The following is a 12,474-nucleotide window of genomic DNA, read 5'->3' as shown; positions in this document are numbered from 1 at the left end:
TTTAAAAATTATTAGGGTCAAATGGTATAACATTTTGCCAATAATTTTTAAATATTAGAAAGCTAAACATAAAAATTGTGAGCATCTAGCAAATTCGCTGAATGCGGCTAGATACAATTAGCAAACAATTTTTACAGCGATAAATGATTATATTAAGCAAGTTTATCGCTGGCAATAATAAAAAGCGAGCATAACAATTAAAATAAGTGAGCCGAAGCCAGCTAGTGAGTTTACTCACTAGCTTATTATAGGCGAGGCGAACATAACAATAATAGGAGTTATTTATGGATATTGAACTTATCATAGGTATTTTAGTTTTTATTGTATTTCTGGGTCCTCTGGTATTATATCTTAATATTGGTAAAATTCTACCGTCGCTAAAGAAATGGTATTCTAAAAATAAAATATGGTTAAATGAAAAAGAATTATTTATGCTTAAAGATAAAATAAATAATATATATATTAATTGCTATAAAATTAAATATGATGAACATTATTATTCATACGGTGCATCCTGCCGTAAGTTGAGAGATGTATCTCCTTCATTAGATTTCGATTTGTGGGCACATGAATATTTTGACTCTTTTTCAGGGCAAATATTTATAAATAACAGCGATGAATTAATTATTCGTGAAACTAGTGCGTTATACATAGATCAAATTATGGTTTATCATGATTATGATGTTAAATATTTTAAAGAAATATATTTCAAACAAAATCATTCAGCTATACGAGAGAGAGATAAATTTGAGTCAAAAGAAGGGATAAGAGGTAAATTGACAAGAATAACATTCAGAAAAGAATTAGATTATGAAAAAGCATCAAAAATTGAATATACTATGGATATTGAAAATAAAAGAATAGAAGGAGTTTTTGAAGTTATTAGAAAGCCTGAAATAGAAATAAAAGAATTTTTTCTTCCAATTGAACAGATAGATTCATATGATACAGCTTGGTCTGACATGAATAACATGATGACTAATTATTTGTTTAATTTCAATTTTCCTTTTATTAAAGGAAAAGAAAGAATAAATAAGGCTATTAGCGGAGCTTATAATTATGATGAAAAATTTAAACAAGAAAAAGGAAAAGAGCTTGAAGAGAAATTGAAGCATAAAGATGAGCTTTTAGAAGATAAATTCTGTCTTGATGATAAAACTTGTATTGCATATTATAATAAACTTAGTAATTTTAGATGCCTTGATATATTATACTATGATGATGAAGTAATATGCGTATACAAAAGAACTGTAGAAGTAGAAGCACCTAAAGAAATTATATTAAAGAATCATTCTCTTATATTTGAATTGGATAGCGAAAGAAGTATAAGTTCTTATTTAAGAGATTTAGTTTCTAATAGTAAGGAATTATTATCTAATTATGAACTTACCGATAATTTTTATAATAATATAGATAATGTAATATTTCTTTTAACAGATACAGGAATTATAGTAATGCCTGAATACCCAAATATGGAGCTTAATGATAGAGATATAAATTTAGGAAATACTGCAGAAAGAATATTTATACCTACAGATCATTTAAAAAATTATTTAAATGAAAGTCATTACTTATTTAAATTTTTTAATAGGAGATAATTAATTTTTATATATACCTAAATAATTATAATTTATCAATTTTTAGTTATTTATAAATGAATTATAATTTATCAATAATATAAAGTATTATTAATTATTAAAAAAATAAGTTTTAAATGTATGATATTGTCTGTATTTTATTAAAAATGCAGTCTTTTTGCTTCTTTGGGTCACCAAAAGAAGTGGGGGCGTGGGGGCAAAGCCACCACAAACAATAAATTTGAAAAACTAACTTTTGACAAACTTAGAAATTTTAAGTATATATTAAGCGAGTTTATTGCTAGCAATAATAAAAGGCGAGCATAACAATTAAAAAGTGAGCCGAAGCCTTTCCCACAGGGACACAGGCGTGTAACTTAATTTATTAAGTCAAACCTTTAGGCGAACCAAGTAGGTACACTTCGTGTGGGCTAACATAACAATAAAAAATAATTTTTAAAGCAATAAACGAGCAGCTGGCAACTTTAGTTGTCATCTAATATTAAGCGAGTTTATTGCTAGCAATAAAATGCAAACATAATAAAATATTAGAAAGCTAAACATAAAAATTATTGGCGTCTGACATTCGTAAGAATGGCAGAGCCTATAAGCCAATAATTTTTATTAGCAATAATAAAAGGCGAACATAGCAACTAAAAAGCGAGCCAAAGCCAGCTAGTGAGTTTACTCACTAGCTTATATAGGGCGTCGGCGAGCAATAACAAAAATAAGCGAGCCGAAGCAGCTGACAACTTTAGTTGGCAGCTTATACTAAGCTGAGGCGAACATAGCAACAATAGGAGTATTTATGATATCATTTGGAATATTGGAACCATTAAGACTTTTTCTTATTAGTGACTATTTCTGGCCTATTTTGTTTGGAGCAATTGCCATTTTTCTAGCTGTATTTTTTCTAATTGAGAAGAAAGCAAAAAAATGGTATGCTAAAAATAAAATATTGGTATATGAAAAAAGTTTTTTCATGCTGAAAGATAAAGTAAATAATATATATATTAATTGCTATAAATATAAAGATAATAATTATGATGAATGGTACAAAAAATACCACGGTAAAATTAAGTATGTACTTAAATCAAAATTTGACAATTTCGCACGTGAATATTTTGCTTCTTTTACAGGTCAAATGTTCATAAATAGCGAAAATAAATTAATGATTCGTGAAACTAATGAATTAAATAATAATCAAATTAATGTTTACCGTGATTATGATACAGCTTATTTTGAAAGACTAGAGGAAAAGCAATTTAAATACGATGATCCTTATAGAAAGTCATGGAAAGAAGCACGTAAATTTGGCAGTTGGAGTTCAAAAGAAAACAATAGAGAAATTTTGTTAAAAATAAAATTCAAAAGAGAATTCAATTATGAAAGAACATCAGAAATTGAATATACTATGGATATTGAAGGCGGAAGAGTAGAAGGAGTTTTTGAGGTTATTAGAAAGCCTGAAATTGAAATAAGAGAGTTTTATATCCCAGTAGAACAGACTACTTTTACTAATGATAAATATTCAGCTTATCTTGGTATGGACGAAGTAAGAAAAATGCTCACTAATTATTTATTTAATTTCAATTATCCTTTTATTAGAGGTAAAGAGAGAATAAATATGGCTATCAGCGGAGCCTATAATTTTGATGAAAGATTCAAAGAAGAAAAAGGAAGAGAGCTTGAAGAAGAATTAAAAAATAAAGAACTTATTATAGAAAAATTCCATCATTATGATCAAAATAAGGCCTATTACGCTGATAAAATTGGTATTATATATTATAAGAAACTTAAAGACTTCAGATGCTTTGATATATTATACTATGATGATGAATTAATATGCATGTATAAAAGAACTGTAAAGGCAGATGAGAGAAGAGATGAAGCTATAGTAAAAAATCATTCTTTTATATTTGAATTAAACGGAGAAAAAAGTATAAGCTCCTATTTAAAAGATTTAGTTATTGATAGTAAAGAGTTATTATCTAAATATATAGTTGCCGACTATTTTTATGAGAATATAGATAATTTAATATTTCTTTTAACAGATACAGGAATTATAGTGATGCCTGAATATACAAATCTAATTCTTAGCGATGAAGATTATGATTTGGAAAATACAAATGAAAAAAATGCTGATAGAATATTTATTTCTTCTGATGATTTAAAAAATTATTTAAATAGAAGTCATTCTTTATTTAGTTTTTTTGATAGGAAATAATTGACTTCATAATTAATTTTTATATAATGAGGGTATAATATATAAAGTTGTATATATACTAGATTTTTTAAGTTCGTCAATTTTCTTATTCAACTTTTTTTCGCCGCACAATACCAACTGTACTCCTTTCGTCCGTATACTTACATACTCATAAATAACCGTGGATTTATGACGCCTGCTGCAAGGTGTACTTCTTATTCAACGCATAGCATGACTTTCTGCTTATCGGTCTAGCCCCACAAAAAATTAGTTTTTGAAACAAGTCTAATAAATCTCAAATAAATATACAAATTTACATATATGCAGATTTAAATATCTAAGAACTAATAACAGATGATTAAATATAACAATTTTTAATCATTTATTTGATTTTTATTATGCAAAATTAAGGAAGTAAAAGAAACAAAAATATCTCAGCTAATTATTAATTATCAGCTGAGATACAATATTTTAACAATTAATTTATTATTCAGCTACAACTGAAATAGTTTTCTTTCCGAATTTATTAGTATGGAACTTAACATAACCAGAAGCAGTAGCAAATATAGTATGATCGCGACCTATATCAACATTTCTTCCAGCATGGAATTGAGTACCGCGTTGTCTAACTATAATATTGCCTGATATAACTTTCTGACCGCCGTAAACTTTAACACCTAAACGTTTAGATTGACTATCGCGTCCGTTTTTAGAACTTCCGCCGCCTTTTTTATGTGCCATTTTTATACTCCTCTTTATATTTTATAAAATCAGGATACTCTTTAATTAAAGATTTTATACCTATCAAATATCCATTACTAACTATTTTATACTCTATTTTTTTATTATTTTCAAGTTTATCAAAATTAACAAGTTCTAAACTTAAAAATCCATCATTTATTTTGTATTTTAAGAACTTATTTCCTACTATAGATAATAAAGCCCTATACATAGCCTGTGTTAATGTACTCAAAGCTATACAAACTTCATAACCTTCACCAGACTTTTTAATACCGGCATGCCCATCAACTGTTATGCTTTGTATAATAGATTCTATATTATATACTACATTAACAGATGAAGCCATTAAACAGCTATATCTTCAATAGTTATTTTATGATATTTATGTCTATGACCTGTTTTTCTTCTATAGTCTTTTCTTCTTTTATGTTTACCAATAACTACTTTATCGCCTTTCATCATCTCTACTATTTTAGAACTTACTTTAACGCCATCAACATAAGGTGTACCTACTAAAACACTTTCATCATCTTTTTTAAGAAGAAGAGTTTTAATTTCAGGAGCTTCTTTAGCATCATCGCCTAGATATTCTACTAAAATATCCTGACCTTTTTCCACCTTGTATTGCTTACCTTTTACTTCTACGATTGCATACATTATTGCTTATCTCCAATTTATATATATTTTATTTTATACAATACTATGAGTACTCTATATTACTATATTAAATTATTTTTGTCAAGCATAAAAATAAAAAACTATCAATGAGTAAAAAATAAATTAATGTTTTAAATAAATAGATTTTTTTATAAAAATATTGTAATATATAGTTCAATGAATAAAAAAATTTTAGAAAAAATTAAAGAACTGCATAATCAGGACAAGCATCAGAAAATCATAGAAATTATTTATTCTATAGAAGAAGATAAAAGAGATTATGAAATAATTCTTCTGTTTGCCAGAGCTTTAAACAATGTGCAAAATTATGATGAAGCATTGGATAATCTTATGTATATAAGAGAAGAAGGGGTATTTGATCCTGTATGGTATTACAGAACAGGATATGCTTATTATCATAAAAATGAGAAAGATACTGCTAAGCAATATTTCAGTAAGGCTATAGAATTATTTGAAAATTATGACAAAAAAAATATAGAAAATTTTGAAGACATATCAAAGAATATAAAAAATTTATATTCTTTATGCTTTGAAGACAATGGATTAAGTTTTACTCAAAGAATAAAATCATTTTGGAAATGGTTTGAAGATAATGAAGCAGAAATTGATAATATAATGAAAAATAAAAATAAAGATATAGTTCATTTTTTATCCGATGGAGTAAAGATAATATCTGATAATTTAGCTTTCAATATAGGCAGGAATTATAATTTTACTTTTAATATAGACGGCAAAAACTATCTGTTTTATCTAACTCCAAGAATAATATCTGATATGCCGGAAAAGTTAAAAGAAAAATGGACTTTTATGCCTTTTATACCTAGTTCTAATGGTGTAAACTTTACTATTGAAATACATAATAAAAGAATAGAAACTCAGGATGTTTTTGTAAAAATAGAATTCGATGATGAAAATGACAAATTTGATTTAGTATTCTATAATAAAGATTTAAATGATTTTGATAAAGAAGAAGCATATAATATATTTTTCTTAATTATGGAAAACTCTATAGGAGAAGGTTTGTCAAGGGTATATATAAGATATGCTGATATAAGTAATAGAAAATTAAATAACATGCTGCCTCTTGTAGAATTAGAAAAATATATAAAAAAAACATTATCATTCCATAGAAAAAAAATTATCACTAATCCTATAAATCAATATTTAGCATACACTTCAGAACCTAGACAATCCGATGCATTAAGATATGATATAATAGCAGGAACTACATCATACTATGAAACAGTAAATGATTATTACAATGAAAACACAGATGATATAATAGAAATTTCTAAATGCGGAGCTAGGGCAATATTTTTATATTATACATATAATTACAAGAATGATGATGAATCAAGAAAAGAAATATTAAATGAGAGATATGAAATACAGGAAAGATTAGAAAAAGAAGTTCTTGCAAGCGGAGATAAAGAAGCTGATATAGGAATTGTACTTGGCGGAGCTATGGGAGTATACAATATTTATATAGATTTGATTATTTATGATGAAAATGAATTTATCAAAAGAGCTAAAATACTGCTTGCTGAATATGAAAGAAATTTCTATATATCAAAATTAAGAAAAAATTCAGATATAAAAAACATATTTGATTTATAAATTATTTAGCAACTGAAGTACTAATCATTCTGTCATTAAATTTCTTTTTTATCCTATCAAATTTTTCTCTTGTTCTTATTATAGCAGAACTCATTTTATTAATAGCTCTTTGATTTGCTGCATACAATGCTAATGATTTTCTAGCATATTGTACCATCTCATTTTTTTTATCCGGATATAAATTTATTAATTTTACTATTGTATTATAATATCCCTCATTGGCAGCTATCATTCTATAATGCCTCATTTCAATATCATTAATTTTATTTTCACTTTCTTCTACATTATTATTCACTAATGAAGAAAAATTATCGTTATCATCATTATTTTTATACGGTATATCTTCCATTGCCGACATCAAGTTTTCTATAGTATACATATAATCTTCTCTTGATGCCTCCTCTCCCCTATTCAAAAATACTATAGGATCGCTGTCAGAACTTTGACTTACAACTTTAGATTTATCATCTATTGTATTTATATAAGCATTCTTAGGATTGAGAACTTCTTTGTCATTGTCCGTAACAACATCAACAACCCCTTCATCAAGAACAACTATAGTAGAACCATCTTCTGCAAAAGCAACCTCAAAACTCGTACCCCTCACCACAGAAGTAGTAGTTGCTGTATGTACTTCAACCAAAGCTCCGGCATTTTTATTTATATCAACTTTAATATATCCTTCTAATAAAGACAAAGAAACTCTATTATCATCTTTTGAAATAGGTTTATTAACGAGAATTATGCTATTCTGAGGAACTACAATAGAACCTATTTTATCTCCTCTTCTGTTTAAAGTAAGCTCAACTTGAGTATCAGCTGATGTTCTTAATCTATATTCACTATGTACTTCACTTCCTCTGAAAGCCCTCAATGATTTATTTATATCTGTTTTTTCTATAAAAGCTATACCAGATATACCTGTAACTTTAAAAGATATATCCTGTGATAATAAAATATTGCCTAATGAAAAAGCAAACAATATTGCTAATAAAAATATTCTATTAAGCATAAATATACTCCTTAGTTTTAATAAATAATATCACTAAGTAATATAAGTGTATAATTTAGAATAAAAAAAGTCAATAGTCATAAAATTCAAAATTACATATTTATATTAATATTCGGCAATGTAGGATAAGCAAATAACATATTTAAATTAAAATCCTGAATATTCAAATCAACATCATTTTTTGTATCAAAACATACACTTATTATATATGAATCATCAAGTATAAAAGAAGCAAAAAATAAATTATCAGCATTTCTCACTTCTCTATTAAGCAAATCAACTTCTATAGAATTTTTTATATCAAAAATAGTTCTTCCAAGCATTTTTATGTATGCTTCTTTTATTGTCCATATAGTAAAAAAATCTATTTCTAATTTATGAGTATTTTTAAGATATTCAATTTCACTTTTATAAAAATATTCTTCTGCAATAGCAAAATAATCCCTATCCCTTATATTTTCGGCATCTATTCCAACATTATATTCATCACTCATAACAGCAGCAAATAACTCGGAAGTATGCGTTCCATTAAAATATATACTATTTTCATTTTTGAAATATGGCTTTTTATTTTCTTCTCTATCTATAATTAAATTATTTTTATTATAATGAGATTCTACCATAGAGAGTATTAAATTTTCTAATGTTTTTCTTGCCTCTGCCCTATTAGTATTATCACTGAAACTGTACTCTAAATAAGTCATAAATATTAACCTATTAAATAAACTTCCCTATCAATGTATGGCTTTTTATCTCTGTAACTTCAGCATTAAAAATATCGCCCATATTAAGTTCTTTATCTTTTTTTACAAGTATTATCCTATTTTCTTTGCTTCTGCATAAATAGTGCATATTATCTTTGGCTATATCATCTACCATAACAGATGTTTTTTTACCAACCTGATTAGCTAATAGTTTCTGAGCTAATTCTCTTTGATAATTCACGAGATTAGTAAGTCTTCTCGCACCTGCTGCTTTATCATACTGTATTTTTTTTCTATGTGCTATAGTACCTTCTCTCTCTGAATATTTATAAAGATATGCCTCTTCAAAACCTATATTTTCAAGTAATTCTAATGTTTCATTATATTCATCTTCTGTTTCATCAGCATATCCTACTATTACATCAGTAGATACAGGAAAATCTTCAGCATAATCTCTTAGATAATATACTTTTTTTATATATTCTTCTTTTGTATATTTTCTGTTCATAAGATTTAATATTCTGTCTGAGCCGCTTTGAAAAGGAAGATGTATATGTTTGCATAAACTATTTAGATTCCATATAGCATCGGCTAAATCTTTATCAAAATCTTTAGGGTGAGAAGTTAAAAACCTTATCCAAACCCTGTCTTTAGCCTTTTCATCAACAACTTTGTCTAATTTATATAATAATTCTGTAAAATTAATCTCATTGTCAATATCAAGCCCATAAGAATTAACATTCTGCCCAAGTAATGTTATCTCTTTAGCCCCTTCATCTATTAATCTTTTCAACTCTTCTGCTATTTCGCCTGACTTTCTGCTTACCATCTTACCGCGTGTATGAGGCACTATACAGTAAGTACACCAATTATTGCAGCCATGCGATATAGGTATAAATGCTTTATGAGGCTTATCTTCATCTACATAAGATTTATTAAATATATAGTTGTCATTAAATTTTTTTACAAAAACTTCCTCATCTTTAAGATAATCTATAATATTAACTTCATTGTATACATCAAATATCTTATCAGCTCCTAATTTCTCAAGATGCTCTTTTGAAGTTTGAGCCATACAGCCCATAATTATTATTTTACTGTCTTTTTTATTCTTCTTTCTATTTGCATTGAATAGTTTAACTCTTGAAAATACTCTTTCTTCAGCATGTGCCCTCACACTACATGTATTTATTATAATATTATCAGCATTTTCATGATTTTCCGTCTGTATAAAGCCTTCCTGCATAAGCGAATTTATTAAACTATTTGAATCCGCCTTATTCATTTGGCATCCGTAATTTTCTAGGTAAAAATTCTTCATGTTATAATCTTTTTATTATTATTTTTTTATGAATTTGGATCTTATATCTTCAACTATTATTTCCGGCACCAATCCGTCTATAGGTCCATTAAATTTAAGTATTTCTTTTATTAAAGAAGAACTTACATAAGCATAATGTTCTGATGTATGTAAAAATATAGTATCCATTTCTGGATATAATAATTTATTCATTCTGGACATTCTTAATTCATAGTACAAATCTTCACTGTCTCTTATACCTCTGGCTAATACTTTTATATCATTTTGCTTCATATATTCTGTAACAAGCCCAGATATAGATACAATTTCTATGGCATCATTATCCCCTATTACCTTTTTTATCATATTTTTTCTTTCTTCTATTGTGAAAGTAGGAGATTTTTCCAAATTAAGTGCTACAGATATATAAACTTTATTAAATATATCAGCAAGCCTATAGAGAACATCGAGATGTCCCAATGTAAAAGGGTCAAAAGTACCCGGAAATATCACTTTTCCATTTTTCATAATGATAAAGTATATACAAAATTAATATAATATCAATATAAAAAATAAGATTTATTATAATACTTAAGCAATTTAATATATTTTTTCAAAACTGATTGATAGATTAAGTATAAAATTATATGATTTATTATCTTAATGTATTAATATACAGTTTATTTTTATAGAAAGAGTGCTTCTCAGTCTAGTACCTGAAATCATAAATAAAATTAGTTTTGAAGCGAGTATATATAAAAAATATAAAAAAATAAATATTTTTTTATTTATATGTTATAATTTAAAGAATAATTATTCATTAGGAGTTATTTATGGCTCATGTTAATAGAACTGAAATAAGAGTAATATATGCTGATACTGATCAAATGGGGGTAGTTTATCATTCAAATTATTTAAGATATTTTGAGATAGGAAGGACGGAGCTTTTAAGAGAGTTAGGCATTTCCTACAAAGATATGGAAGAAAAATATAATATAATGCTTCCTGTAAAAGAGGCTTTTGTAGATTATAAAATTTCTATAAGATATGATGAAGTTATAGTAGTTTATACTAGTGTTGAAAAACTAAAAAATGCATCATTAAAGCTAAAATATGAAATAAGAAGCAAAGAAAACGAAAAAATATTATATAGTACAGGTTATACGCTTCACCCTTTTGTAAATAAAAAAGGACAAATAGTAAAACCAGATGAATATCTATACAGTATAATGTCCAAGGGTAAATAATATATGAGTTGGCTTAATGTTATATTAACTGTTCTATCTTCTGCTAATATGGTTGGTGATTTGGTAAAAACAACAACTATGGAAAATAGAACAAAAAAACTATATAATAAATTAGATGAAAAGGAAAAGGAAATAATAGAAAAAGTAGAATCCAAAACTAGAAAAGAATTTCAATATATATATTCAGAAATAAATTCTTTAAAAATAGTTGTAAGATTTTTATTCTTTATTTCACTGATACTATTAATTTTATTTATAATTTCATTGATATTTATAATTTTTGTTTTAAAATATAAAAATATAATTTAATTTTGAGGGTTTTATATGGCTACTGCAGCAAAAAAAAATAAAAAGGCTTTAACTTGCTCTGTAATTACTAGAATTGGACCTATGTTGAGATCCATAAAAATAGATCATGTAGAGATACCTTCGCATGACGGATATGTTTCAATATATCTGGATCATTGCCCGTATATAGTAAGAATAGGTTACGGCGAACTCAAAATATATAATGAAGATAATAAACTTATAAATATGTATGTAGAAGATGGTATAGCTGAAGTTACAAACAATGTTATAGGAATATTAGTAGAAACTGCTTTATATCCGAAAGATATAGATGCTGCTATATTAAAAGATGAAATAAATAAATTATCTAGTCAAATGACTATAAATCCCGAAGAAGCAAGAAGAAACAATGAAAAAATAGCTAAACTTAATAAACAAATAGAAATTTCTTCTAAATAATATGCTATTGTAATTTTAGTATTATCCGATAATTTAGTTGACATATTTTTATAGCTTAATTATAATAAATATGTTAACTAAAAAATTTATATTAGATGATTGAATATGCCTAAAATAGAAGATTTAGAAAGATTAGGAAGTATTGCTTTTTTAATAGGAAATAAAGCATTACCAAAAGAAATATCAAAAAGCGACTATGACAGTTTTAAGTCAGTTTTTACAGACGAACACATGGCTAGTTCTATGCCGTCAGAGGATAATGGTCTGCCTTCTATTGATGATTTAGATAGTTTAGATCTTCCTGAAGACTCTGATGATGATAAAGTATCCGCAGATATTGATGATTTAAAATTGCCTGAAGATTTAGATGATGATAAAGTATCTGCAGATATTGATGATTTACAACTGCCTGAAGATTTAGATGATGATAAAGTATCTGCAGATATTGATGATTTACAACTGCCTGAAGATTTAGATGATGATAAAGTATCTGATAATATAGACGATTTAGGATTACCTGAAGATTTAGATAATGACAAAGTTTCTGCTGATATAGATAATTTAGATCTTCCTGAAGACTCTGATAATGACAAAGTTTCTGCCGATATAGATAATTTGGATCTTCCTGAAGACTCTGATAATGAT

The 12,474-nt window shown here is 26.5% G+C and carries 13 protein-coding genes and 1 pseudogene; 7 read left to right on the top strand and 7 right to left on the bottom strand.

Annotated features, from left to right (window positions below; translation table 11 throughout):
• Nucleotides 1-284 precede the first annotated feature (284 nt).
• Entirely contained in the window at nt 285-1,598 is a 1,314-nt protein-coding gene (locus tag A966_RS03885) for a hypothetical protein (protein WP_008722754.1), read from the top strand.
• 787 nt (nt 1,599-2,385) lie between these two features.
• A complete protein-coding gene (locus A966_RS03880; protein ID WP_008722753.1) occupies nt 2,386-3,804 on the top strand; it encodes a hypothetical protein in 1,419 nt (472 codons plus the stop codon).
• 465 nt (nt 3,805-4,269) lie between these two features.
• On the opposite strand, the gene rpmA is transcribed toward A966_RS03880, so the two are convergent.
• The 3 genes from rpmA to rplU are packed head-to-tail and all read right to left on the bottom strand — an operon-like array spanning nt 4,270 to nt 5,181.
• Nucleotides 4,270-4,524: a 50S ribosomal protein L27 gene (gene rpmA, locus A966_RS03875; protein WP_008722752.1), complete on the bottom strand. Its 255-nt coding sequence runs from the start codon at nt 4,522-4,524 to the stop codon at nt 4,270-4,272.
• Nucleotides 4,514-4,870 carry a ribosomal-processing cysteine protease Prp gene (locus A966_RS03870; RefSeq protein ID WP_008722751.1) on the bottom strand — a complete coding sequence of 119 codons (357 nt, stop codon included), beginning with the start codon at nt 4,868-4,870 and terminating at the stop codon, nt 4,514-4,516. The genes rpmA and A966_RS03870 overlap by 11 nt, the downstream gene beginning before the upstream one ends.
• Nucleotides 4,870-5,181, bottom strand: a complete 312-nt coding sequence (gene rplU, locus A966_RS03865; protein ID WP_008722750.1) for a 50S ribosomal protein L21 — start codon at nt 5,179-5,181, stop codon at nt 4,870-4,872. Before rplU ends, A966_RS03870 begins: the two co-directional genes overlap by 1 nt.
• Before the next feature lie 177 nt (nt 5,182-5,358).
• Here rplU and A966_RS03860 point away from each other — a divergent pair, with 177 nt between their 5' ends.
• Nucleotides 5,359-6,819, top strand: coding sequence for a tetratricopeptide repeat protein (locus A966_RS03860; RefSeq protein ID WP_008722749.1), 1,461 nt, complete (start codon nt 5,359-5,361; stop codon nt 6,817-6,819).
• A gap of 1 nt (nt 6,820) precedes the next feature.
• On the opposite strand, the gene A966_RS03855 is transcribed toward A966_RS03860, so the two are convergent.
• The 4 genes from A966_RS03855 to coaD all read right to left on the bottom strand — a co-directional run bounded on the left by A966_RS03855 (nt 6,821) and on the right by coaD (nt 10,363).
• Nucleotides 6,821-7,831, bottom strand: coding sequence for a FecR family protein (locus A966_RS03855; RefSeq protein WP_008722748.1), 1,011 nt, complete (start codon nt 7,829-7,831; stop codon nt 6,821-6,823).
• A 92-nt stretch (nt 7,832-7,923) separates the two neighbouring features.
• Entirely contained in the window at nt 7,924-8,535 is a 612-nt protein-coding gene (locus A966_RS03850) for a 4'-phosphopantetheinyl transferase family protein (protein WP_008722743.1), read from the bottom strand.
• 13 nt (nt 8,536-8,548) lie between these two features.
• On the bottom strand, nt 8,549-9,856 hold the full coding sequence (gene miaB, locus A966_RS03845) for a tRNA (N6-isopentenyl adenosine(37)-C2)-methylthiotransferase MiaB (protein WP_039955453.1): 1,308 nt from the start codon (nt 9,854-9,856) through the stop codon (nt 8,549-8,551).
• Between the two features lie 18 nt (nt 9,857-9,874).
• Entirely contained in the window at nt 9,875-10,363 is a 489-nt protein-coding gene (gene coaD, locus A966_RS03840) for a pantetheine-phosphate adenylyltransferase (RefSeq protein WP_008722741.1), read from the bottom strand.
• Nucleotides 10,364-10,668: 305 nt separating this feature from the next.
• On the opposite strand from coaD, the gene A966_RS03835 reads away from it, so the two are divergent.
• The 4 genes and pseudogenes from A966_RS03835 to A966_RS13535 all read left to right on the top strand — a co-directional run.
• Complete coding sequence (locus A966_RS03835; RefSeq protein ID WP_008722737.1) at nt 10,669-11,082, top strand: acyl-CoA thioesterase; 414 nt, start codon at nt 10,669-10,671, stop codon at nt 11,080-11,082.
• Nucleotides 11,083-11,085: 3 nt separating this feature from the next.
• The gene (locus A966_RS03830) at nt 11,086-11,391 is read left to right on the top strand and encodes a hypothetical protein (RefSeq protein WP_008722735.1); all 306 of its coding nucleotides are present in this window, start codon (nt 11,086-11,088) and stop codon (nt 11,389-11,391) included.
• Between the two features lie 15 nt (nt 11,392-11,406).
• Nucleotides 11,407-11,829 carry a F0F1 ATP synthase subunit epsilon gene (locus A966_RS03825; RefSeq protein ID WP_008722733.1) on the top strand — a complete coding sequence of 141 codons (423 nt, stop codon included), beginning with the start codon at nt 11,407-11,409 and terminating at the stop codon, nt 11,827-11,829.
• A 105-nt stretch (nt 11,830-11,934) separates the two neighbouring features.
• A pseudogene (locus A966_RS13535) lies at nt 11,935-12,474 on the top strand (periplasmic flagellar collar protein FlcA); the annotation flags it as partial.

Origin of the sequence: Brachyspira hampsonii 30446 (assembly GCF_000316195.1) — a bacterium.
Lineage (GTDB): Bacteria > Spirochaetota > Brachyspiria > Brachyspirales > Brachyspiraceae > Brachyspira > Brachyspira hampsonii_C.
The sequence above is the reverse complement of the archived record's forward strand: the minus strand, read 5'-3'. Positions and strand labels throughout refer to the sequence as shown.